Origin of the sequence: Chryseobacterium sp. HR92, assembly GCF_045689405.1 — a bacterium.
In the GTDB taxonomy this organism is placed as follows: Bacteria; Bacteroidota; Bacteroidia; order Flavobacteriales; family Weeksellaceae; genus Chryseobacterium; species Chryseobacterium viscerum_A.
Genome location: NZ_CP139139.1, coordinates 3,958,506 through 3,984,966 on the forward strand (window position 1 = coordinate 3,958,506; position 26,461 = coordinate 3,984,966).

At 38.8% G+C, this 26,461-nt stretch carries 14 protein-coding genes, 2 tRNA genes and 2 rRNA genes; 1 reads left to right on the plus strand and 17 read right to left on the minus strand.

The features are described from left to right. Positions 1–4: 4 nt before the first annotated feature. The 4 genes from SFA27_RS17850 to SFA27_RS17865 form a co-directional block, all read right to left on the minus strand. On the minus strand, positions 5–1,453 hold the full coding sequence (locus SFA27_RS17850) for a SusD/RagB family nutrient-binding outer membrane lipoprotein (RefSeq protein WP_264518665.1): 1,449 nt from the start codon (positions 1,451–1,453) through the stop codon (positions 5–7). 11 nt (positions 1,454–1,464) lie between these two features. After that, entirely contained in the window at positions 1,465–4,428 is a 2,964-nt protein-coding gene (locus SFA27_RS17855) for a SusC/RagA family TonB-linked outer membrane protein (RefSeq protein WP_407294003.1), read from the minus strand. Positions 4,429–4,903: 475 nt separating this feature from the next. Continuing rightward, positions 4,904–5,650, minus strand: coding sequence for a glycerophosphodiester phosphodiesterase family protein (locus SFA27_RS17860; RefSeq protein WP_047374066.1), 747 nt, complete (start codon positions 5,648–5,650; stop codon positions 4,904–4,906). Positions 5,651–5,822: 172 nt separating this feature from the next. Further along, a complete protein-coding gene (locus SFA27_RS17865; RefSeq protein WP_407294006.1) occupies positions 5,823–8,906 on the minus strand; it encodes a carboxypeptidase regulatory-like domain-containing protein in 3,084 nt (1,027 codons plus the stop codon). Positions 8,907–9,230: 324 nt separating this feature from the next. Between SFA27_RS17865 and ligA the strand changes: the two genes are divergently transcribed. After that, on the plus strand, positions 9,231–11,237 hold the full coding sequence (gene ligA, locus SFA27_RS17870) for an NAD-dependent DNA ligase LigA (protein ID WP_407294009.1): 2,007 nt from the start codon (positions 9,231–9,233) through the stop codon (positions 11,235–11,237). 78 nt (positions 11,238–11,315) lie between these two features. Here the strand turns inward: ligA and SFA27_RS17875 are convergent, their stop codons facing one another. The 13 genes from SFA27_RS17875 to SFA27_RS17935 all read right to left on the minus strand — a co-directional run bounded on the left by SFA27_RS17875 (position 11,316) and on the right by SFA27_RS17935 (position 26,279). Beyond that, positions 11,316–11,774: a hypothetical protein gene (locus tag SFA27_RS17875; RefSeq protein WP_407294011.1), complete on the minus strand. Its 459-nt coding sequence runs from the start codon at positions 11,772–11,774 to the stop codon at positions 11,316–11,318. Between the two features lie 31 nt (positions 11,775–11,805). Beyond that, positions 11,806–13,521 carry an ATP-binding protein gene (locus tag SFA27_RS17880; RefSeq protein WP_407294013.1) on the minus strand — a complete coding sequence of 572 codons (1,716 nt, stop codon included), beginning with the start codon at positions 13,519–13,521 and terminating at the stop codon, positions 11,806–11,808. A gap of 5 nt (positions 13,522–13,526) precedes the next feature. Beyond that, a complete protein-coding gene (locus SFA27_RS17885; protein WP_407294015.1) occupies positions 13,527–14,636 on the minus strand; it encodes a sensor protein KdpD in 1,110 nt (369 codons plus the stop codon). Positions 14,637–14,693: 57 nt separating this feature from the next. Continuing rightward, positions 14,694–15,779, minus strand: coding sequence for a porin (locus SFA27_RS17890; protein ID WP_264518672.1), 1,086 nt, complete (start codon positions 15,777–15,779; stop codon positions 14,694–14,696). A gap of 67 nt (positions 15,780–15,846) precedes the next feature. After that, positions 15,847–16,404 (minus strand): potassium-transporting ATPase subunit KdpC, encoded by a 558-nt coding sequence (kdpC, locus tag SFA27_RS17895; RefSeq protein WP_407294017.1) that lies wholly within the window; start codon positions 16,402–16,404, stop codon positions 15,847–15,849. 10 nt (positions 16,405–16,414) lie between these two features. After that, positions 16,415–18,454, minus strand: a complete 2,040-nt coding sequence (kdpB, locus tag SFA27_RS17900; protein ID WP_047374051.1) for a potassium-transporting ATPase subunit KdpB — start codon at positions 18,452–18,454, stop codon at positions 16,415–16,417. Between the two features lie 175 nt (positions 18,455–18,629). Beyond that, on the minus strand, positions 18,630–20,324 hold the full coding sequence (gene kdpA / locus SFA27_RS17905; protein ID WP_407294020.1) for a potassium-transporting ATPase subunit KdpA: 1,695 nt from the start codon (positions 20,322–20,324) through the stop codon (positions 18,630–18,632). Positions 20,325–20,330: 6 nt separating this feature from the next. Next, positions 20,331–20,408, minus strand: coding sequence for a potassium-transporting ATPase subunit F (locus tag SFA27_RS17910; protein ID WP_077415921.1), 78 nt, complete (start codon positions 20,406–20,408; stop codon positions 20,331–20,333). A gap of 353 nt (positions 20,409–20,761) precedes the next feature. Continuing rightward, positions 20,762–22,084, minus strand: a complete 1,323-nt coding sequence (locus SFA27_RS17915) for a sigma-54-dependent transcriptional regulator (protein ID WP_407294023.1) — start codon at positions 22,082–22,084, stop codon at positions 20,762–20,764. A gap of 780 nt (positions 22,085–22,864) precedes the next feature. Continuing rightward, positions 22,865–22,972: ribosomal RNA gene (gene rrf, locus SFA27_RS17920) — 5S ribosomal RNA — on the minus strand. A 156-nt stretch (positions 22,973–23,128) separates the two neighbouring features. Then, positions 23,129–25,886, minus strand: a 23S ribosomal RNA gene (locus tag SFA27_RS17925). Positions 25,887–26,039: 153 nt separating this feature from the next. Further along, a tRNA-Ala gene (locus tag SFA27_RS17930) sits at positions 26,040–26,113 on the minus strand. Between the two features lie 92 nt (positions 26,114–26,205). Next, positions 26,206–26,279, minus strand: a tRNA-Ile gene (locus tag SFA27_RS17935). Positions 26,280–26,461 lie beyond the last annotated feature (182 nt).

Here is a 26,461-nt window from a genome sequence, read left to right on the forward strand (position 1 = left end):
TTTATTATTTATTCCACCACATTTTCACATTGATGTTATCTCCTCCCATGGATTGTACCGCTGCATTATAATTATCTGTATTCATCACTTTTGTAGTGGTAGGATACATGAATCTTACAGGCATCTGTCCTCCGTTCTGAAGTCCTCCGTTATTGGGTAATGCAGGCAGTTTTGTACGTCTGTACTCATACCATTGCTGATGGTCTACAAAAAACAGGGAAATGTATTTTTGAAGCATCAGTTTCTGAAGAGAACCATCATAGGCTACATTATTATTACTGAAATAATTGGCAGGAACTGTTGCTCCCCATTGTTCAATAATTGACTTTACTCCCGTTTCGTAATAGGTCTGCTGATTTCCGGTAATAATTCCTTTGTTCACGAGTTCTGCCAGAATAAACTGCACCTCAGAATAGGTCATGATTAAGATTTTCAGCGGTGCTTTTGCCAGGTTTTGGTTAAGGTTAGAAGGCTGATAGTTGAAAGCTGTTCCCAAAGCATATCCTGATGGAGCTCCTTTATAGCCAAGATCTTCTCCAGTGGTTGCTTTCGCTTTGGTAAAAAACATACTCAGCCTTGGATCATTATTATCTTTCATAGCATTTACAAAGAATTCTCCTGCTGATCTGTATGCTGTAAAATCCTGAGGGCGGGCAATTGGCGGCAAGTATGGAGATACTCCTGAAAGTGGCAGCACTGCACTGTCTGTATTATTCTGGAAAACAGGGTATTGTGCAGGGTTATTAACGATTTCCTGAATTCTTTCATGTACGTTCACTTCACCGTTTCTGCTCAAAATCCTCGTTAACAATCTTAATGAAAGAGAGTTACAGAATTTTTTCCATCCCAAGATCCCTGTCTGGCTATTGGTATTGGCATTGTAAAATAAATCTGTTTCAGCTAATGCCTGGTTTGGGTTGAATAGTGAATTGGCTGTTTTCAGATCATTTAAAAGCTGGATATAGATATCTTTCTGTTTATCATATTTTGGTCTCAAAATATTCTCTTCAATTTTCACAGCTTCAGATAAAGGCACATCTCCGAAAGCATCGGTAAGATTGGAAGCGATCCATGCATTCAGGACCATTGATATTGCCAGATAGTTATTATTCTGTTCTTTCGTGGCATATTTTCTAAGGTCGCTTACCTGCTTAAGCCATTTATAAGAGGTATTCCAGTATCCGTTACCACTTTTTTCGTCCATATAGTATCTGCTGTACGTATTTCCTTCATTTGGAAAGTCTAAAGCGATCTGCATGATATCAAAGGTAAAATCATCTGCTCTGTTATATCCGTAACTTCCCATTTCATACTGGATGGGTGCAAGAAGACTTCCTACTGAAGGATCTTTTATTTTGCTGGTATCTGTATTGATTTCTTCAAAGGTTCTGTCGCAGGACTGAAGCATAAAAACAGAAGCAGCCAATGTCAGATTTATGATTATTTTTTTCATTTTTTTAGATTTTAGAATTTAAGATTTAACTGAAAACCAACTGTTCTTGCCGTTGGAAGCTGTCCCATTTCAACCCCTGGAGTAATGGTTGCATTATCCAGCGTAGCTACTTCAGGATCAAAAAGTGGGAACTTCGTCCACATCCACAGGTTCTTTCCGAAAATGGCAATGGTAAGATCATCCAGACCTAAAGATTTTATGGTCTCTTTCGGGAATGAATAGGCAATTCTTGCATCTCTCAGCTTAATAAAATCTGTACTGAAGCTGTTGGTTTCCACATTGGCTCTTCTATAGTAATCTCCATAATAAGAAGATACCAATACTCCTTTTGTATTCGGGGTGAAAGATCCATCAGGATTCTGGACAACTCCGTCTCCTACAATCATTCCGCCAGGATTATCTCTTCCCGGAAGGGTAGATTTCAGTTTCCCTTGTTCAGACATTTTATGATGTGACTGTGAGTAAGCAATACCTCCGTACTGACCATCAAATGAGAAGCTTATTGTAAAGTTTTTAATCTTGAAATCATTCTGAAGGCCTGCTCTCCATTTCGGGAATGCATTTCCTACTTTTTCAATATCTGCAGGTCTTCCCGGAAGTCCGTTATCTCCGTAAATTACTTTTCCGTCCGGAGTTCTTAATAATTTAAATCCATACATATCTCCAAGAGAACCTCCCACTTCCATTTTATAGAAGACCACATCACCTACGTTGGAAACGATTCCGTCAAATCCTTCAGGTAAAGTCATCACTCTGTTTTCGTTGGTAGACCAGTTTCCACCTACTTTCCATGAGAAGTTTTGACCTTTTACAGCTAAGATATCTGCTGAAAGTTCAAGACCTCTGTTACGGATTTTTCCTGCATTGATCACTCTTTTGGAATATCCGCTTTCGGAAGGTAATGAAACAGGAATAATCTGGTTTTCACTGACGTTCTGATATGCGGTAAGATTCACATTCAACCTATTTTTGAAAAGGCTGAAATCCATACCTGCTTCAATATTGGTGTTTTTCTCAGGTTTAAGAGAAGGATTATTAAAAGTTGTAGGTGCCACCACACTTCCGGTAATATTGCTTGCCGAATAATAGTTATCCAGAAGATAAGGATCACTGTCTATTCCTACTTTTGCCCATGAACCTCTCAGTTTCCATAAGTTCAGATTATTACTTTTCAGCTTAAAAATATCTGATAAAATGAAGCTGGTACTTACTGAAGGATAAAAGAATGATCTGTTCTGTTTTGGAAGTGTAGAACTCCAGTCGTTTCTTCCGGTAACATCTACAAATACTTTATTGTCATATCCCAACGTAAGTAATCCGTAAACACTGTCTACATGTTTATCTCTTGGTGCAGGATATTTGACCGGAATAGAAAGAGCGTTGGTAAGGCTGTATTCGCCTGCTGTTTTCAATCCGATGGCCTGATAATCAGTCATCAGATATTCATTATAGCGGATACTTCCTCCTGCTGATGCTGAAATACTGAATTTATTCCAATCTGCTTTGTAAGAGAATAAAAGGTCATTGTTATATTCCTGATTTTTGATAAACTGTTCTCTGTAGAATCCCTTCAGATAGTTTGCAGAGCTCCATGGTCTTTTGGTGGTTCTTTTTTCATTCAGAATTTCAATACCTGATCTCAACATTAAGCTGAAATTTTTATTAAACTGATAATCTGCCGTAATGTTTCCTGTAATCGTTTTCTTTCTGACCCCATTCAGCATTTCGTAAGCGATCATATAAGGGTTGTCAATAAAGGAGCTGAAAGGATGGATCTGATCAACCTGTTCCTGACCCGGCTTCCAGATCGGCTTATACCATTCAAGATCCACATTAGGATTCTGGAAGATCATGAAATAGGAGATCGACTGGTTGTTGTATCCCGTCGCGGGAAGATTATCACTGGAAGTAGTGTTGTAGGCAAATTTTGTAGAGATTTTTAATTTTTTGGTAAGCTGATGGGCAAAAGATAGGGCAAAATTGAATCTGTCAAAGCCGGTATTCGGCATCATCCACTCATTATTAAGGTACGTAAGTGAAGATCTGAAACTTGTTTTGTCGTTTGAGCTTTCTACTGAAATACTGTTTGAATAGGTAGAACCTGTTTGCCAGAAGCCTTTAATGTTATTTTCATAAGGTCTCCACAATTGTCTTTCTTTGCTCTGTCCCAATACATTAGGATCATATTGAAAATAATACTGTCCGGCGAATTTTGGCCCGAAAGCACTACTTGTACCGCCCGTACTTGGTCCATCTGCGGAAAGGCCGTAAGAATAGTAAAAATTGCCTGCCGTATTGGTTGCCAGAGTTCCCTGTCCGTATTCATACTGCCAGTCCGGCCATTTCAATACGGAATCAAAGCTTGAGGAAGAATTAAAAGTCACTCTCAGTTTTCCGTTCTTTGTTTTACCGGATTTTGTAGTGATCATTAATGCTCCGTTAGCAGCACGGGATCCATATAATGCAGCTGCAGAGGCTCCTTTCAATACAGTTACAGATTCAATGTCATCCGGGTTGATGCTGTTCAGTCCGTTTCCAAGATCAATCGGAACATCTCCTCCGGAGCCCGCTCCATAAGCTGCCGTACCGGAACCTGTAGTAGAATTTCCCAATGGAACGCCATCCACTACAATAAGAGCATAATTATGATCCATCATAATGGATTTCTCTCCTCTCAAAGTAATTCTGGAAGTTCCAAGCGGCCCTGCTCCGGCAGTCTGAATTTTAAGACCTGCCACTTTCCCTTCCATTGACTGCGCCCAGTTGTTATTCTGGGTTTCTTCAAATGTTTTGGCTTCTACTTTTTCGGCAACATACCCCAAAGCCCTGTCATGTCTCTTGATCCCTAAAGCAGTTACTACTACTTCATCAAGCCCTTTAATCGTGTCTTTTGTAACTTTCTGCTGAGCCGCCAGATTAACGCTAACCAATCCTAACAGTGACAAAACCAACAGTTTTTGTGTCTCTTTACGCATTTCCTTTTTGTTTGCGCAAAATTAAAGCGACATTATAAGGATGATCTTAACACAGTTTTAACGTTTCTTAAAAATTTATTAAACGATATATTAATCTACCCTTAACAACATTGAATAAACATTTAATTATCAGACATTTAATCAATTAAGTCTATTTAATACCATTCTACAATTGTATTTACGTATCTTTATTGTCTTTCCTTGAGATAATACCACACGAAATACACAACAAATTGATTTACATACATATAAATCATACTTTTTTTATATCTCAGAAAATTAAGGAGTAAGTTCATAAAAAAAGAACAGTCTGCCTCCTTTAAGGGACAGACTGTGTAAATTATTAATTATTATTGAGGTGGTTGGGAAATACCTTAAACCACCCCGGCAAAAATTCAAAGAACTTTTGCTACCCCTCCGGAGGAGGGGAATATTTCGTCCTTCGGTTGTACTATTCGTGAAGGATATTCAATCATTATTTATTCTTTAACTGATCCGGAATATTGGTGGTTACGAACCCAATTCCTTGTTTTTTCAGCTCATCGTATACAGCAACGTCATTTACTGTCCATGAGTTGGTAATTAAACCTAATGCTTTTGCATCAGCAATCCAGGTAGGATTTTTCTGGAAAACACTGTAATGATAATCCATACCATCCAATCCTTCTTTTTTGATCTGCTCAGGAGAAAGTTCTCCGTTCAGGTACTGAACTTTAAAGGAAGGTTGCTGTTTTTTGATCTCTTTACAGATATTAAGACTGAAAGAAATAAACTCACTCTGAGATTCCAGCTTCATATCCTTAATCATTTTGATCGTTTTCTGCGTGATCTCATTTTCAATTTCCGGAGTTTTGGCTGGTTTGATTTCAACGATCAGCTTCAGAGCTTTATCTTTTTTTCCCTGTTTCAAATAATCTTTTAATGTGGGAAACTTTTCTCCATTGGATAATTTCAATGCTTCCAACTCTTTAAATGTAGCTTCTGAAATTTCCATTTTACCATGGTGTTCATCGTGATTGATTACCAATACACCGTCTTTTGTCATTCTTACATCAAATTCAGACCCATATATTTTTAATTTCTGGGCATTTTCCAAGGACTGTAACGAGTTCTCCGTTGTAGGAGGCTGAGCCTGGAAATATCCTCTATGGGCAATGATCTGGGTTTGTGCTTTCATCATAACTGTACTTAAAACTGCTAACCCTAAGATAAAATTTTTCATAATATAATTTAGATTATTAAAAACAAAGTCCTGAAACTTTCTGATAAAGGTAGTTATTAAAATATGGAAACCACAAAGGCATAAAAGATTTTCTGGCTAAAATTAAGGTTCAATGCTCCTTAACCTGCCGTTTCAATTTCTTTTATGTCTTCTGTGGTTTTAAAAACAGATATTAGAAGGAATACTTCGCTCCGATCTGGATCTGGTATGGATTTCCTGACATAGGAACCAAACCTCCTCCACTTACGTTTTTGGTGTACTCATACTGCATGGTATCCTTATTAAATTTGGTTACTTTATACAAGGATGTATTTCCATATGAGTTATTTACACCCCATTCTTTATTAAGCAGATTCGCCACGTTGAAGATATCTACAGAAAGTTCAAAAGCTCCTACTTTATCAAATTTAATTTTTTTCGCTACACGAACATCCCAAACCCCATAGAATCCATTTTTACCTCCGTTACGTTCTGCAATTTTTCCGTTGTATTCGCTGATGTAATCTTTCAGAGCTTGTCCTACCTGTGGATCATCCAAAATCGATTTGGTAAGGTTCGGGAAGATAAAAGCAAGGTCATTGGAATCTACGAAGTCACCATTGATATTCCCTCCTGTTGTTGCTGAGAAACGCGTTCCTCCGATTCCTGAATATCTGATTCCTAAGGTAAATCCGGCAATTGTAGGAGAGTTACCATAGATAACTACTTTATTACGGAACTGGTTGTCAGAATAAGTCATTCTTAAATCTCTCGGATCACTCTGAATCATGGTGGATAATGTGGCAGAGTTGGCTACGTTTCCGTTGTAAGAAGTATTGTCTTTAATGTCAGACCACGTATAACTTGCTGTGATTTCCCCATCTTTCCAGTAACGGTAGCTTGTATCAATCACGAATGAGAACTGGTTTACTTTACCATCACTTACCAACTCCAGTACTCTTCCGAAATTATTATTGATTCTTCCCTGTTTCCAGTCGAAGCTTACACTGTTATTGGCATTATTGGTAATAGCACCTGTAGGGATAAATACTCCTCTTCCACCTTCATTAGCCAGGGTAAAGAAAGGATTGGCTACCATGTTTCTGTCATAGTAATAGTAGTTATTTCTACCTAAAGCCATATATCCTGCGATTCCCGCTCTGAACCTTTCATTGAAGAAATGGGTATAAGATATATTCGCTTTATAAACGATTGGAATTTTTGCGTCTTTACCGGTATAGTTAATGGTTGGAATCTGATACTGGGAAAGCGACGGAACCGAGTTATAATCATTTCTGTAGCTGTTGAAATCCGGGAACGGAACATCTTTACCTGTTACATCTACTGTAGCAAGGTGTCTTCCATCAAACACCAGGTTATTGATGATCATATAATTGTTGATATCTGAAGAGAAAATTCCGGCTCCGAACTTCAGGAAGTCTTTATTTCCTTCATTGATATTCCAGTCAAACTGGAATCTTGGCTGAATTACGAATGATTTGATCTGATTATCTGTTCTGATTCCCATTTCATCAAATAATTTCTGGTTGAATTCTGCCTTTGGATAACCTCCGTAATCTAATCTTAAACCGGCCATTAAATCTAGACCTTTTGCGATTTTCGTCTGAAACTGCCCATAAATACCAATGTTCCATATATTTGATCTTACAGACGGATCTTCCATCAAAGGAACTTCTCTGTAGAATCTGTAAGGCGTCATTGCATCAAAATTACTCATTCCCTGAAAATGGAATCTTCCGTTCACCTCACTTCCGTATACCGATTTTGCTGTGGTATACATCAGATCTGCTCCGAAAGTATATTTTACTTTATCGGTATTGTAATACAAATTATCTACAATCTGAAATACATTGTTTCTAAAACTTTCCTGAGCAAAACGATGCCCTCCGATCTGAATATTAGTAGACCCCGCACTTGAAGACACCCCTTCCACAATAGCTCTCGGAACAGGTTTCCCCAATTGATTGTTCTGGTAACTGTCCTGGAAAGTATAAAGGTACTGCGCTTTCAATTCATTGGTTAAATTAGGCTGCAGGTTTGATCTTAAAGTCAATAACAAGCTGTTATCAAGATTTTTGTCATTTCCATAAGATTCAAAGAAATTGATATTGGTATTATCACCAAGACCGTTTTTGTTAAGGTCATAGGTAAAATTATTTCTTAATGTCAATAGATTCTTCTCATTGATCTGCCAGTCTAAACGTAAAAATCCGGCATCCGAGTTTCTTACTTTGTCAAAACTTCCAAACTGAGGGCCGCTTCCTACCCCATATTTTGCTCTGGCAATATCCACAAACTGATTAAGCGTCTGCGTGGTAGTATTGAACCTCTTCTCATCATCAGGAGATTTGATATCTGCAATCACCAATGGTCTAGAATCCAACTGATGATCCCATGCTACGAAGAAATGTAATTTATTTTTAATGATGGGTCCACCCAATGAAAATCCGAACTGAGAAGTTGAGAAATCATTGTCTCTTTTGTTTCCTCTGATGTCATATGGACTGGAAAGCCAGTTGGTTCTTAAATATTCCCAGGCACTTCCTGAAAATTTATTGGTTCCTGATTTGGTAACAGCACTTACCGTTCCTCCTCCGCTTCTTCCCAATGTCACATCATATTGGTTGGTGGTAATTTTGAATTCACGTACTGCTTCAATGGAGATAGAAAAAGGGGCGCCGCTTCGGCTGGTAGTAGATCCTGCAGAAGTTGGATTTTTTGCAGTCATCCCGTCAATGGTAAAGTTGGTAGAAGACCCTAACTGTCCGGAAAGGTTTCCGCCTTTTCCACTTAACGGTGACAGTTCAGCAAGGTTGGTAAAGTTTCGTCCGTTCACCGGAAGCATGCTGATATTTTTTGCAGAGATTGCCGTTGCTGCTCCAAGGTTTCCGATTTTGTTTTTAAGGTTTCCGGTAATTTTTACTTCTTCAATGGTCTTTTCGTTCCCCAGATCCATATTTACAGTAACCTGATCTCCGAAGTTCACATTGTAACCTTCTTTTTTATCATCGTTTACAATAACTGTATAAGGGCCTCCAAGAGGAATTTCCTTAAAAATATACTCCCCTTTTGAGTTGGTTTCCGTTTCCGTTCTGAACCCTGTAGATTCATTCACGATCGTTACTTTCACTTTTTCCTGAGCCGTACTTCCCGGCCCGGTAACTTTCCCTACAATAGAAGCCTGCGTGGTCTGTGCATACGCCATTGTCCCAAGCCCTAAAAACAATAATCCCAGTACAATCTTTACTTTTTTCATTTCTTCCGAAGATCTTTATGATTAATTTTTTGATGTTCACCAGTAAACCTCTTTGATTTTCATGTCAATAGATCACGTTGAGGTTTCTTTCAATCAGATGTGCAAAGGTATTTTGACTTTAAGGGCGGGGTGTTTAAGAAAGCTTTAACATTTTTTTAATTAAATCAGAACGTTATGTTAAATTACTTTAAACATATGTTTTATTTCCTACACAATCAGTTCGTTAAGGCATATTACGCATTCTTAATTTTCCTGTACTATTTAATTCTGTTATTTTTTAAATGCAATTACTTTAGTTATTTTTGCTCAAAAGATAGAAAACCAATGTCTGAAAACATTCAACAAAAGATAGAACAGCTCCGCAAAGAGCTTCACCAGCATAATGAAAATTATTATCAACTGGATACACCCACCATTACGGATTTTGAATTCGACATGCTTCTGCAGGAGCTACAAGATCTGGAGGCCAAGTACCCGGAATTCTATGATGAGAACTCGCCTACGGTACGTGTAGGTGGTGGTGTTACCAAAGTTTTCCCAACCATTCAGCATAAATTCAGAATGTACTCACTGGATAATTCTTATGATTTTGACGATCTGGAAGACTGGGAAAAAAGAATTATCAAAACCATTGAAGATCCTGTAGAATTTGTTGCTGAACTAAAGTATGACGGTGCTTCCATTTCTATTCTTTATGAAAACGGAAAGCTCTCGCAGGCAGTTACCCGTGGAGACGGCTTCCAGGGAGATGAAATTACTCCGAATGTACGTACCATTTCAGATATTCCTTTGACTTTAAAAGGTGATTTCCCAGCTCAGTTTTTTATGCGTGGAGAAATTTATCTGACCCGAAAAAACTTTGATAAAATCAATAAACTGCGTGAGGAAGAAGGTCTTGATCCCTTCATGAACCCAAGAAATACAGCCAGTGGAAGTTTGAAAATGCAGGACAGCGCTGAGGTAAGAAAACGCGGACTTTCTTCTGTACTGTATCAGTTTATCTCAGAAGATATTCCTGCGGAAACGCATTGGGAACTCCTTCAGAAAGCCCAAAGCTGGGGGTTCAAAACCTCTCAGCAGGCCAAATTGTGCAAAACAATGGCTGAGGTACAGGAGTTTATCACGTTCTGGGATACGGAGCGTCATAATCTTCCTTTTGAAATTGACGGAATTGTTTTAAAAGTGAATTCATTACAGCAGCAGAGACAGCTTGGATATACAGCCAAATCTCCCCGTTGGGCAATGGCTTATAAATTTAAAGCTGAAAAGGTAGAAACAGAACTTCAGAGTGTTTCTTATCAGGTGGGAAGAACGGGTGCCATTACTCCGGTTGCTAACCTTAAACCTGTTTTATTAGCCGGAACTATCGTAAAAAGAGCTTCTCTGCATAATGAGGATATCATCAAAAAACTGGATCTTCATGAACATGATTTCGTGTATGTAGAAAAAGGAGGTGAAATTATTCCAAAAATCGTAGGCGTAAACACAGATAAAAGGACAGAGGAGAGCAAAGAAATTGAATACATCAAACATTGCCCTGAATGTGGTACTGAACTGGTGAAAATTGAAGATCAGGCGATTCATTTCTGTCCGAATGAACTTCACTGCCCTCCACAGGTAGTTGGAAGAATGATTCACTATGTTTCCAGAAAAGCTTTGAATATTGACAATCTTGGAAGTGAAACCATTGAACAGCTTTACCGAGAAAAACTGATTGAAAATCCTGCAGACTTCTATGTTTTGACAAAAGAGCAGCTTCTTCCGCTGGAAAGAATGGCTGAGAAATCTGCTCAGAATATCATTTCAGGAATTGAGAAATCCAAAGAAATTCCTTTTGAGAAAGTTTTATACGGAATCGGAATTAAGCATGTGGGGGAAACAGTTGCTAAGAAACTTGTCAAAAACTTCCCAACGGTTGAGGAACTAAAGAATGCAACTCTAGAAGAGCTTTGTCAGGTAGAAGATATCGGTGCCAAGATTGCGGTAAGCATTGTTGAGTTCTTCCAGAATTCTGAAAACGTGTTGATGATCGAACGTTTAAAATCTTACGGAGTACAGCTTGAAAAAGGAGAAAGCACAAATGAAGTATTATCCAACGTTCTGGAAGGGAAAACGTTCCTTTTCACCGGAAAATTATCTTTATTCACCAGAGAAGCAGCTGAGGAAATGGTAGAAAAGCATGGCGGAAAAAACATTTCTGCGGTTTCTAAAAACCTCAACTATCTTGTGGTAGGTGAAAAGGCAGGAAGCAAGCTGAAAAAAGCTCAGGATATTGGAACAATCCATATTCTGGATGAGCAGCAATTTTTGGATCTGATTGAGAAACAATAAGTTTAAATAATATTTTCACAAAAAAACCATTGATTTTTTTCAATGGTTTTTTTATATTCTGTGAACATACTCAATGTTTTACTTAAAAACAATAAGGGTATATGGAACACTTTCCCCTGCTTTAGGCAAGATCAACCTGATATGCTCCTTATTCCTGTAGTAATCTGTGTAAGGCTCTTTGGTAATAATCTTCCCTTTCTCAGTTTCTTTATATCCGGCTGTCAATATCAGTTTAAGATATTGATCATATTCTTTTTTATCTTTAAACTCAAATTCAATTCTATCTTCTGATTTTTCTTCTTTGTATTCAAACTTTCCGATTTTCGAGGTGTAGTCAGCGGAATCATATTCGGTTAAAAGAAAACCTAAACCTTCAGTTCTGTCATAAAATTTGAACTGAAGCTGTTTCATTTCCTTTTTAAACTCATCCATGGTAAGTTTATTGAACCCCTTAAGCTGTTCCAATGTAAAAGTCTGTGCAGAAATCTGAATACTTAGCAAAACTGAAAATAATAAGAGTCCTAAAGTTTTCCTCATTTCTATTTTTGTCGCAAATATAAAATAATCCTTATGAAACCGGCAGTCTGAAATAAAATGTACTTCCATTATTCAGAGAACTCTTCACTCCTATTTCTCCGTGTTGCTTTTCAATGAAATTTTTTGAAATGGCTAAGCCTAAGCCTGTTCCATTCTGATGCTCTCCGGGAACCTGAAAATAGCGGTCAAAGATCTGACGGTGGTATTTTTCATCAATTCCGCTTCCGGTATCAATGATACTGAACTGAATAAACGAGTTCAGTTTTTCAACTACAATCTTAATATTTTCATCCTGAAAAGAGTGCTTTACCGCGTTGGTCAGGAAATTATTCATTACCCAGACTGTTTTATCAAAATCTGCGGTCACTGCATCACTTTCTTCCAGAAAATATTCTGTACTGATGGAAATATTTTTCTGCTCGGCAAGCTTTTCAACATTTTTTACAGCAGTCTGTACGATTTCTTTAGGAGAGCATTTTTCTACAGTCAGTCTGATATTTCCGGATTCTACCTGAGAAAGATTCAGCAATTCTCCTGTGATATCCAATAACCGCTGTCCGTCTTCATTGATACTTTTCAGTAATTCCTGCTGCTGCTCATTCAGTTCTCCGAATTTTTGGTTTCCAAGGAGCTGAACACCCATTTTGATGGCAGAGATCGGAGTTTTCAATTCATGGGAAATGGTTGCAATAAAGTTGGTTTTAGCAAAATCCAGTTCTTTAAAAGGGGTAATATTTCTCAGCAAAATTACCTTTCCGATATACTTCTTTTCTTTTTCGCCTGTTTTTACAATATTGATAGGAATAATATCCTGTTCAAAATAATTTTCCTTGTTATCGCGGACAATCTTAATCGGATCTTTTACCGGGTGATCAACATTTTTTAACAATTCGCGTATCAAATCATTGTTAATTGCTACTTCATGGGCCGTTTTTCCAATAATTTCTTCTTTATGTAGGTTTGTTATCTTCAGCGCTTCATCATTAATCATATAGATAAAATGATTTTCATCTAAACCAATAACCGCATCATGCATATTGTTGACCAATGTTTCGATACGTTTTTTATCCATCAGCTGTTTGGAAAGTGTACTGCTTTCGTACTCCTGAAGTTTTTCCGCCATGGTATTGAATGAATCTGCCAGACTGCTGAACTCTTCACTTCCTTTAAAATGAACTCTTTCATTATAGTTTTTATCAGCAATCTGTTTGATACTGAAAGTCAATTGATTGATAGGTTCCGCAATGGTTTGGGGTAAATTGAAAAGCAGGATAAAAGCAATCAGAAAACATACGGTTCCCAAACTTACAATCCAGAAAGTGGCATTTTCTGCTGTAATGATCGCGATATCACTCTTCCGTTCTATACCTTTCATATTCAAAGACATGATCTTAGCCAGATCTTCACGGATGAGTTTTTCTTTATGGATATCCGGTGCTTTCAGATAACTGCTGAAATGCATATTGAGGTTCTGAGTGGCTTCTTTTTCTCCAAATTCTGTAAGATTCTTTTCCTGCAATTTATTATTTTTCCTAAAATCTGCTATTGCAACAGTACTGTCTGTACTGATATTATCCAGCGCCAGAAGCATATTTTTGGAAAATTCAAGACTGTTGTAATTAGCAGTAAGGATCTTTTCAGTATCGGATTTTAATTTATTGATATACACAGAACCTATCACTGAAAGCAGAACGATCAGCAGAAATAAAAGGCCAACGCCTAAGGTAAGTTTCGTTTTAAGTTTCATTATTTTTATGATAAAATAATAATATCTATCTGTCTTTCATTCAGCCTGTTCATGAGGGTATAGATCCAGCTGTACCCCAGCATCCGCTGCCAGAAGCTGGCGTGAGGTTTACCAATGCAGACCGTCGTGATATTATGAGCAATCACATATTCCAGGATTCCGTTATGAACACTGCTTTCTTTGATGCGGACAACTTTGGCACCTAATTCCTGTGCTAAATTAAAATTATTAATTAAATACCGCTGTTTATCGAGTGCAATTTTTTCCGGATTTTCGGAAGGTTTCTGAACATACAAAACAGTCCATGGACAGTTATAATAACTGGCTAATCTTGCTGTTTTCCGGATAATTGTTTTAGCAATTTTCTCGTTGCTGCTGATGCAGGCCAGGAATTTTATGGGTTTAAAATTTTCAGTTTTGATCTCAGTTTCCACCTTCCTTTCCACATGAGTGGCCACTTCTTTTAAAGCTAATTCACGAAGCTGGAGAATATGCCCGCTTTGGAAGAAATTACTGAGTGCGGTCTGAATTTTTTCCTTTTTATAGATTTTTCCTTCTTTTAAGCGCGTCAGCAGTTCATCCGCAGTAAGGTCGATATTGACAACTTCATCGGCCAGAGCCAGTATCTTATCCGGAACCCGTTCTGCCACTTCTACTCCTGTTATTTTCTTGACTTCTTCATTCAGGCTTTCAATATGCTGAATATTCATGGCACTGATGACATTGATCCCGTTATCAAGGATTTCCAGCACATCCTGCCATCTTTTTTTATTTTTAGAACCTTCTACATTAGTATGAGCAAGTTCGTCCACCAAAACCACTTCAGGATGTTCATTAATGATAGCCTGAAGATCCATTTCTTCAAGATTTTTTCCTTTATAAAAGACCGATTTTCTTTCAACCTCAGGTAGTCCTTCTGCCAGCTCCACGGTTTCTTCCCGGCCATGGGTTTCTATATAGCCTATCTTTACATCAATGCCATTTCGCAAAAGGGAATGTGCTTCCTGAAGCATACGGAAGGTTTTTCCTACACCTGCACTCATCCCGATATAAATTTTGAATTTTCCTTTACGGGATTTCTGGATAAGTTCTAAAAAATCTTTTGCTGATGACATTGATTTTATTCTTTTTAATTTTACTTTAAACACTTTTCACTGTGGTTAAGCTGATTACTAAAACCAGGCTGAAAGACTTGTTGTAATGAAGAAATTTCCTTTTCTGAATTCATCGTTTTTCGCAAAAATGGCATCTTTAGCAGTAAAACCTCTTGCCTCTGTACGGAAAACCACATTTTTAAAGATAGCGTAATCTACATTGAGAGAATATCCAAAAGTCTGAAATCCATTGGGAGTTTCTGTATTGATAATCACACCGTTCTTATCATTGTAATATTCTAATCTTCCTGCCAATGCCCATTTGTTGTCTAATTGATATTTCATTAATACATTTGGGCTGTACCAGATATTATACTGTTCGCTTCCTTTTGACTTCTGTTCTGCTCCGATATCAAATCCTAATACTGCAGAAAACTGATCTGTTAGCTGAAAGCTTCCATACAAATCATGGAAATAGCGCATTCTTTTATCTTCTTTAGCTTTATCATTCCCGATAAATGAGCTGCTGTTCAGGGTAATTTTATCATTGGGTTTATAGGTCACCTGATGTCCGAAAGAAATACTCTGGTTTCCTTCCGGTTTTGCAATTCTCTGCCAGCCATTCAGTATTAATCCGCTTAAAAACCATTTCCCATTATCTGAGGTGTAAGAAATTTTGGCACCTGTTTCAAAATAGGGAGAGTTTTCTGCAGCAAAACTTCTGGTAAGATTGATATTATCTTTTCCTATAGCACTTTCCCAGCCGATATGAGACGGCATGATCCCTGCATCAATCCACAGGTTTTTATTTTTAGAAATTTTGATCCCGATATTGGCTTCGTTGACATAGCGCAGTGCATTCTGCTCAGCAGCCATATTATCCTGTGCATAAGTTCCAGCCATTAAAGCTACATTGGCCCGTAGATTTTCACTCTGATAGTTCGCTTTAACCAATCCAAGATTAAGATTCATTTCATTATGTCTGTTGTATGAATATAAAAAGTTTTGACGCATATGATTGCCCGGCTCATTAAAATCATAGGTATAAAAGAGTTCTGCATAAGCGGAAAATGTCACTTTATTCTCTGTTTTCAATGAATCTGATGATTGTGCTTTGGCTAAAAATAGTCCTGATAGCACACATATAGCTAGATATTTTTTCACTATTATTAAGGTATGTTAATCATATCAAAGTTTAAAACCTTAACATGATTATCGATTATTAAATTTATTATTTTAATTGATCCAAAGCGATATTAAGCTTCAGAACATTTACTTTTGATGGTCCGAAAAGTCCTAAGAAAGGCTTTTCTGTCTGATTATTAATTAAGCTTTTAACCTGTTCTTCTGAAATATTTCTCACTTTTGCAATTCTCCTTGCCTGATACAATGCTCCTTCTTCAGAAATATCCGGATCCAGCCCACTTCCACTGGCAGTTACCAGCTCTACAGGGACTTTCACACCTCCCATTTCAGGATTGTCCATTTTTAAAGTGTCAATTCTTTTCTGTACAATTTCCAGATATTCCTTGTTGCTTGGACCTTTGTTGCTCCCTCCACTTCCTGCTGCATTATAATTAACAGAGGAAGGACGGCCGTGAAAGTATTTTTCAGATTTAAATTCCTGCCCGATATTGGCATAAAACTTCTGTCCTTTATCATAGACAATTTCTCCATTTCCTTTGTTGGGAAGTATTTTAGAACCTCCATATACTACAGCCAGATAAATTCCTGTTACTATCAACATTACAAGTGTTAATCTGAATGCTGAGACAATATGATTTTTCATTTTTTAAATTTTAATAGAATAAACTGATTACCAGGTCAATGATTTTGATTCCAATGAACGGAACAATTACTCCGCCAAGGCCGTAGATCAAAAGGTTTCTTCTCAGTAATGCGCTTGCGCCAATTGGTTTGTAAGCCACTCCTTTCAACGCCAGCGGAATCAGGAAAGGAATAATAATTGCATTGAAAATAACTGCTGATAAAATGGCTGTTTCCGGACTGTGAAGATTCATAATATTTAACTTCTGAAGAGAAGGAATAAAAGTGATAAAGAGCGCCGGAATAATGGCAAAATACTTAGCAACGTCGTTCGCAATACTGAAAGTCGTCAAGGTTCCTCTTGTCATCAGCAGCTGCTTCCCGATCTCCACAATTTCGATTAGTTTTGTCGGGTCATTATCAAGATCTACCATGTTACCGGCTTCCTTAGCAGCCTGTGTTCCGCTGTTCATCGCTACACCTACATCTGCCTGGGCCAGTGCCGGAGCATCATTGGTGCCATCTCCCATCATGGCAACCAGCTTACCTTCCTGCTGTTCCTTTTTAATGTAATTCATCTTATCTTCAGGTTTGGCTTCGGCGATAAAATCGTCTACTCCTGCTTTTTCAGCGATAAATTTTGCTGTCAGAGGGTTATCTCCGGTTACCATTACCGTTTTTACACCCATTTTTCTCAGTCTCTGGAAACGTTCCTGAATTCCGGTTTTGATAATATCCTGAAGTTCAATAACGCCCCATACTTTTTCATTAACGGCTACTACCAAAGGTGTTCCTCCGTTTTCAGAAATTTTGGTCACCGCATCCTGGGTTTCCTGCGGGAAGATATTCCCGGCTTTTTCAGTCAGTTTTTTTATAGTGTCATAAGCTCCTTTACGGATTCTTGTGTCGTCAAAATCAATCCCTGAAGTTCTGGTTTCCGCTGTAAAATCAATATAAGTAGGATTAGGAACCAATAAATCCTCAGATTTCAAAGCGCTCAGTTCAATGATGGATTTCCCTTCAGGTGTTTCATCGGCTACAGAACTTAATGCAGAAGCTTTAATGAATTCGTCTAGCTGAATTCCATTAGAAGGATGAAATTGAGTTGCTTTACGGTTTCCAATAGTGATTGTTCCCGTTTTATCAAGCAGCAGAACATCAATATCTCCTGCTGTTTCTACAGCTTTACCGCTTTTGGTAATCACATTCGCTCTCAATGCTCTGTCCATCCCCGCAATCCCGATTGCAGAAAGCAGACCGCCGATGGTTGTCGGAATAAGACAAACGAAAAGAGATATAAATGCCGCAATAGTAATCGGAGTCTGCGCATAGTCTGCAAAAGGCTTTAAAGTGAGGGTAACAATAATAAATGTAAGGGTAAATCCTGCTAAAAGTATAGTTAATGCGATTTCGTTAGGTGTTTTCTGTCTTGATGCTCCTTCTACAAGGGCAATCATTTTATCTAAGAAGGATTCTCCTGGCTTTGTAGTTACTTTTACTTTAATTCTGTCTGAAAGTACTTTCGTTCCGCCTGTTACAGAGCTTTTGTCTCCTCCTGCTTCACGGATTACCGGTGCACTTTCTCCTGTAATTGCAGACTCATCAATGGTTGCAAGACCTTCAATAATCTCACCATCCATAGGAATCTGATCTCCGGCTTCACAAAGGAAAATATCGCCTAATGTCATTTCTGCAGACATCTTCAGTCTTGTTTCAACCTGAAATCCTGGTTTGTTATCAAGCACTAATTTAGCTGGAGTTTCTTCCCTTGTTTTTCTAAGGGTATCAGCCTGTGCTTTTCCTCTTGCCTCTGCAATAGCCTCTGCAAAATTGGCAAACAGAACAGTGAAAAATAAAATAATAAATACTAAAAAGTTATAGGAAAAGCTTCCCTGGGTTTTATCACCAGTAAGACTGAACATGCTTACGATAAACATGACAATAGTTCCGATCTCCACCAGGAACATTACCGGATTTTTAAACATAATTTTCGGATTCAGCTTTACGAAGGACTGTTTGATCGCTTCGTTTACCAAATCTCTCTGAAACAATGTTTGTGACTGATTTTTCATTTTTTTGAAAGAGTTTATATCATTGTAAATCAATAATAACCATCAAGGTATACCAAATAATAAGGAGAGATATGGATAATATAAGTGAACGTTTCAGTAAGTGTAAGACTAGCTTTCTCAAACTTTTCGGCTTCCTTAATGGTTGAATATTGATTGTAATTTTTAATGTTCACATTTATTTTGAGAAATACTGAATCTGCTCTGCAATAGGACCTAAGGTCAATGCAGGGAAGAAAGATAATGCTGCAATCAGTAAAATCACCGCAAGGGTCATGAATCCGAAAGTAGCTGTATCTGTTTTCAATGTTCCTGAACTTTCAGGGATATATTTCTTCTGTGCCAATAGTCCTGCAATCGCTACCGGGCCTATAATCGGGATGAATCTTGAAAGTAACAGTACAATTCCTGTTGAGATATTCCACCAGGGTGTATTATCTCCAAGCCCTTCAAATCCGGATCCGTTGTTCGCCGCAGAAGAGGTAAATTCGTAAAGCATTTCACTGAAACCATGGAAACCTGGGTTATTCAATGTTTTTGTTCCAAATTCCGGTAAATAAGCCGTTAAAGCTGTTCCTGCAAGAATTAAGAAAGGGTGAAACAAAGCCACAATCATCGCAATTTTCATTTCTTTGGCTTCAATTTTTTTACCCATAAATTCAGGGGTTCGCCCTACCATCAGACCACTGATGAATACAGCCAGAATGATGAAGATGAAATAGTTCAGAATTCCGACCCCGCAGCCTCCGTAGAAGCAGTTGATCATCATGGCAAGCAGCTCATTCATCCCCGAAAGAGGCATTGTACTGTCATGCATAGAATTCACAGATCCCGTAGAAATAACTGTGGTTGCAATACTCCAATAGCCGGATGAAGCACTTCCGAAGCGTATTTCTTTGCCCTCCATTGCTCCCAGGCTGCTATCTGCTCCCATGTGTGTAATCAGAGGGTTTCCACTTGTTTCATTCACAACATTCGGAATGGTAAGAGCGAGAAAACCGACTGTCATTACGGTAAAGATAATCCATGACAGCTTTCTTTTATTCAGATAAAAACCAAGGGCAAATACCAATGCAAAAGGAATAATCATTTGAGTAACCATTTCTGTTATATTGGTGATATAATTAGGGTTTTCAAGCGGATGTGCTGAGTTCGCTCCGAAAAATCCACCTCCATTAGTTCCTAAGTGTTTGATCGCTACAAATGCAGATACAGGACCTCTGGAAACATCAGCTTTCTGACCTTCCAATGTGATGATATGATCTTTTCCTTCAAAAGTCATCGGACTTCCGTTGATAGAAAGAATTAAAGCAACAATTACACTGATAGGAACCAGGATTCTGATCATTGATTTTGTGAAATAATCATAAAAGTTACCTAATTCTGTACTTGTTTTTTCTTTAAAAGCTTTGAAAAGAACCGCCATTGCCGCCATACCTGTTGCTGCTGTTACAAACTGTAAAAACATCAGATAAAGCTGGCTCAGATAGCTTACTCCCGTTTCTCCCGAATAATGCTGTAAATTACAGTTGACTAAGAATGAAATGGTTGTATTAAAAGCCAGATCGGGTGACATATTCGGGTTTCCATCAGGATTTAAAGGAAGCCAAGCCTGATTCAGTAAAAGAAGAAAACCTATGATGAACCAGATCAGATTGATCGCCAGCATGGCATACATATTCTGTTTCCAGTTCATCTGGCGGGCAGGATTAATTCCCGATATTTTATAAATTAACTTTTCAATAGGTTCAAAAACCGGATCAAGAAAAGTTTTTTTGTATCCATAAACATTAGCTATGTATTTACCTAAAAATATTCCGATAACTAACGTGACAGCAAACATTGCTATAATGCCTAAAATTTCTGTATTCATGACCAATTAAAATTTTTCAGGTTTAATTAAAACATAACAGATATACACAAAGGCAAGTATTGAGAGGAAAAATAAACTCCACATAATTTATATTCTATCAAAAAATTCAACTGATTTATATAAAAGCCAAAACAACACTGCAAAAAGCAGAATTAAACTTATAAACATCATATCTTAATCATAAGGGTTAAAAGAGTCAACAATACATACGATACAATCAGCAGACTAAAAGTTGAATGCTCCCGTTTTTTAAACGTTTTTCTTGAAATTGTCATTTTTAAATATTTTATTCAAGGACTATATGCCAAAAGAAAGTCCATTTTGAATAAAAAACATTCAAATCATTAAATAACAACACATTACAACAAGGCAACAATTGTTATAAAACAACAAAAGCCTATCAAAATGATAGGCTCTTTATTAAAATGATAAAAAATTTATTTCAATCCGTATTCTTCAAGCTTTCTGTACAGTGTGGCAATACCAATCTCAAGTAATCGGGCTGCTTCTGCCTTATTTCCTTTTGTGTACTGTAGTACTTTCTGTATATGTATTTTCTCCAGCGAACGAATGCTCAATGAATCACTTTCCGGAGCTGCTTTTTCAGAATAATGAGGAAGGCTATCAGCATCAAGAATATTATTATCCATTAAAATCAAACTCCGCTCTACGGCATTTCTCAGCTCACGGATGTTTCCTTTCCAGTCATTTATCTCCAGAGCTTTATAATAATCCGGACTTACCTGAACAGAAGACAAGTGAAGTTTGTGAGAAAAAAGATCAATAAAGTTCTTCGCAAGTACCTTCAGATCTTCTTTTCTATTACGCAGAGGCGGAAGACTGATTTCAAATACATTCAATCTGAAATAAAGGTCTTCTCTGAAGTTTCCATGCATTATTTCATCTTCAAGATTTCTGTTAGTTGCTGCTATTAATCTGAAATCTGACTTTGAAACTTTCGTCTCACCCATTTTGATAAATTCTCTGGTTTCCAAAACCCTGAGCAACTTAGCCTGAAGTTCTATCGGCATCTCACCAATTTCATCCAGAAATAGTGTTCCTCCATTAGCTTCTTCAATCAGTCCTTTTTTATCTTTCACAGCACCAGTAAAAGCCCCTTGTTTATGACCAAAAAGCTCACTTTCCAGAATCTCCTTACTAAATGCTGAACAGTTAATTGCCACAAAGCTATTTTTCTTTCTGTCACTCCCTTCATGAATAGCACTGGCAAAGACTTCTTTACCCGTTCCTGTTTCTCCCGTAAGAAGAACGGCTGCATCTGTTAAAGCCACTTTTTCTGCCAACTTTTTAGCCTGCAGAATTAAAGGTGATTTACCAATAATCTGATCTAAACCTTTGGTAACAACCTGCTGAACCATTCTTGACTTGTTATCTTTTACCTTATCAAGAGCTTTATACACCAATGGGATAATTTTCTCATTATCGTCACCTTTCACCAGATAATCGTAAGCGCCATTCTTCATGGCTTGTACCGCATCCGTTATATTTCCAAATGCAGTCATTAAAATAATTTCCAGTTGAGGATATTTAGTTTTAATCGACTTAACCAATTCTACCCCAAAAGCATCAGGAAGACGAACATCACTAAGAACAACATCAAAATCATATTGCTCCAGCATCGTCATCGCTGAGCGTGCTGTAGAAGCTTCTTTTACATTAAAATTTTCTTGGGAAAGGATCATTCCTAGCAATTTAAGGAGTTTGATCTCATCATCGATGATCAGAATATTTCCTGACATTATAATTATTTTTGGAAAACTGCTACAAACTTATTGAATTTATTCGAGTAAAACGGGTTTCTACAAGGAAATAGTTTATAGAACAGCTAGTGATATTTCAGGAGCATTCACCCGCTATCCATTCATACTCCTCACGCCATTGCGCTCCCACACTCAAACCCACATGCTCTCTAACCCAAGTTGCGGGGTAGCCATTGCTATCGGGGCTAGGCTAAAACAAATTATGAATTATGAATTATTAATTATTAATTATGAGTTATAAGTTGCGGGGCCCATCCAGATTAGGAAGAGTCAATTTTACATAGTAAGATCTAATATCCCAACTATGTCATTCCGTAGGAATCCAGCCACATTTATTAGGGTCTAAAGGATTCAAAGGAATATCGCTACAGTTTTTTTTAATACTTAAGTGATTTGGTAATCTTAGATATGGTTGATGATAGAACTTTAAAATTGGTTGTTTAGACTCCTGCGGAGTGACAAACCGGGGGTGATAAACGGTAATGGAGACAACAAATAAGAAGTCAGCAGGAAGATCAGGAAGAGAAAAGCAATAATGGGTAATGAATAATCAGTAATGAGTAATGGATGATGAATAGGTAATAATAACATCTGCGATGACATAGTGATGAGTGATGACTATTGTTTATTACTTATTGCTCATTACTTATTGCTCATTACTTATGTTTTTGGGATGTAGTTGCTTATTTAGCTGGATTAGGTATATAACAAAAAAAATCCTTTATCATCAGATAAAGGATTTTTTAAAAATAAAATAAAAACTGGCGGCGGCCTACTCTCCCGCTTTCGCAGTACCATCGGCGCTGGTGGGCTTAACTTCTGTGTTCGGAATGGGAACAGGTGAGCCCCACCGCTAAAACCACCCTAAAGAAGGTATATAAGGTTGCAGGATGTTGGTTATAGGTGACAGGCATTCCTGCTCCCTGATAGCTACCATCTGCTACCTGTTTTAAGCGATAAAAACTTTCACAAAGACAAAACCTTCAATGCACATAAAGCACTTGGTTTATATTAGTAACCATAGACTATAAATCTACGGGTAATTAGTACTACTCGGCTATGACATTACTGTCTTTACACCTGTAGCCTATCAACGTCGTCATCTCCAACGACCCTTAAAAGATGTCTCATCTTGAGGCGAGTTTCGCACTTATATGCTTTCAGTGCTTATCTCTTCCAAACGTAGCTACTCAGCGGTGCACCTGGCGGTACAACTGATACACCAGAGGTTTGTTCAATTCGGTCCTCTCGTACTAGAATCAAGCCCTCTCAAACATCTAACGCCCGCAATAGATAGAGACCGAACTGTCTCACGACGTTCTGAACCCAGCTCGCGTGCCACTTTAATGGGCGAACAGCCCAACCCTTGGGACCTTCTCCAGCCCCAGGATGTGACGAGCCGACATCGAGGTGCCGAACCTCCCCGTCGATGTGAGCTCTTGGGGGAGACTAGCCTGTTATCCCCGGAGTACCTTTTATCCTATGAGCGATGGCCCTTCCATACGGAACCACCGGATCACTATGTCCTGCTTTCGCACCTGATCGACTTGTAGGTCTCACAGTCAAGCACCCTTATGCCATTACACTCTACGCACGGTTACCAAGCGTGCTGAGGGTACCTTTGAAAGCCTCCGTTACTCTTTTGGAGGCGACCACCCCAGTCAAACTACCCACCACGCAATGTCCTTCTAAAAGAAGTTAGGCTCCAAGTAAGTAAAGGGTGGTATTTCAACGTTGGCTCCACCTACACTAGCGTGCAAGCTTCAAAGCCTCCCACCTATCCTACACATTACTTACTCAAAGTCAATACGAAGTTATAGTAAAGGTTCACAGGGTCTTTTCGTCCCATTGCGGGTAATCGGCATCTTCACCGATACTACAATTTCACCGAGCTCGTGGCTGAGACAGTGCCCAGATCGTTACACCATTCGTGCAGGTCGGAACTTACCCGACAAGGAATTTCGCTACCTTAGGACCGTTATAGTTACGGCCGCCGTTTACTGGGGCTTCAGTTAATGCCTTCGGTTTAACCCTAAGCACCTTCCTTAACCTTCCAGCACCGGGCAGGTGTCAGACCCTATACAGCATCTTTCGATTTAGCAGAGTCCTGTGTTTTTGATAAACAGTCGCCTGGGCCTCTTCACTGCGGCCACCATTGCTGATGGCGTCTCTTCTTCCGAAGTTACGAGACTATTTTGCCTAGTTCCTTAGCCACGACTCACTCGAGCACCTTAGGATTCTCTCCTCGACCACCTGTGTCGGTTTTGGTACGGGTTGCTTCACTTCGGCTTTTCTTGGATCAGATTACACTACAGCAGCTTCGCCCGAAGGCTAGGCCTTGACTATTCCGTCAGTCTTTAGCAGCTACATCCAACCGTCCCCTTTTTAGTGTGAGCAAGTATGGGAATATTAACCCATTGTCCATCCACTACCCCTTTCGGGTTCGCGTTAGGTCCCGACTAACCCTCAGCTGATTAGCATGGCTGAGGAAGCCTTGGTCTTTCGGTGAGCAGGTTTCTCGCCTGCTTTATCGTTACTTATGCCTACATTTTCTTTTCTATCCGCTCCACAATACCTCACGATACTGCTTCGGCGCAAATAGAATGCTCTCCTACCAGATATATCTAAAATATAAATCCATAGCTTCGGTAATATGTTTATGCCCGATTATTATCCATGCCGGACCGCTCGACTAGTGAGCTGTTACGCACTCTTTAAATGAATGGCTGCTTCCAAGCCAACATCCTAGCTGTCAATGCAGTCCAACCGCGTTGTTTCAACTTAACATATATTTTGGGACCTTAGCTGTTGGTCTGGGTTCTTTCCCTCTCGGACATGGACCTTAGCACCCATGCCCTCACTGCCGTAGAACATTTATTAGCATTCGGAGTTTGTCAGGAATTGGTAGGCGATGAAACCCCCGCATCCAATCAGTAGCTCTACCTCTAATAAACTTATATACGACGCTGCACCTAAATGCATTTCGGAGAGTACGAGCTATCTCCCAGTTTGATTGGCCTTTCACCCCTACCCACAGGTCATCCGAAGACTTTTCAACGTCAACCGGTTCGGTCCTCCACTCTGTGTTACCAGAGCTTCAACCTGCCCATGGGTAGATCACAAGGTTTCGCGTCTAATCCTACTAACTATCCGCCCTATTCAGACTCGCTTTCGCTCCGGCTCCGGTACTTAATACCTTAACCTCGCTAGTAAAATTAACTCGTAGGCTCATTATGCAAAAGGCACGCCGTCACAGCTTAATGCTGCTCCGACCGCTTGTAGGCGTACGGTTTCAGGTTCTATTTCACCCTTCTATTCGAAGTGCTTTTCACCTTTCCTTCACAGTACTTGTTCACTATCGGTCTTTCAGGAGTATTTAGCCTTGGAGGATGGTCCCCCCATATTCAGACAGGATTTCACGTGTCCCGCCCTACTCATTTATCATCAATATATGCCTTTCATATACGGGGCTATCACCCTCTACGGCTGTTCTTTCCAGAACATTCTATTAAACATATAACGACTTTTGGGCTAATCCGCTTTCGCTCGCCACTACTTACGGAATCTCTTCGATTTCTTTTCCTCCGGGTACTTAGATGTTTCAGTTCTCCGGGTTTGCTTCCCCTAAGGGATGACTGGTCTTCAACCAGACGGGTTGCCCCATTCGGACATCTGCGGATCAATTCGTGTGTGCCAATCCCCGCAGCTTTTCGCAGCTTACCACGTCCTTCTTCGCCTCTGAAAGCCTAGGCATCCGCCATACGCCCTTAACGATTTCTTTCCTATTGGTTACTCAAGCGCTTTATGCGCTCGGTTTTCTCTTTGTGATGTCTTTACCGTTAATGTCAATGATCTTAATATCTTCTTGTCCAATTGATGAACAGATGTTGTTTTTGGCTCCATCCGTAACTTTTAAATCAATCTTCCAAAACTGTGGAGAATAAGGGAGTCGAACCCTTGACCTCCTGCGTGCAAGGCAGGCGCTCTAGCCAGCTGAGCTAATTCCCCCTCTAGTAGTTGATAGTTGTCTGTTGCTAGTTCATACCATTTATATGCTATTCCCTAATATCTGCAACCTACATCCTAACTCCTTTAATTAGTAGTCTCGGGCAGGCTCGAACTGCCGACCTCTACATTATCAGTGTAGCGCTCTAACCAGCTGAGCTACGAGACTTTGTATGAGTAATGGGTGATGAGTAATAAGTTATTCCTTTTCCTCTTCTTCATTTCTCAATCTCTTTCCCTATACTAATTTCTAGTGGGTTTTGTATTTTTTTTATATAACCAACCAAACAAAAAACTAAAGCTTGAACTTTAAGCAAGTGCTTTGTACTTGCGTACTAATTTTGTTTATCG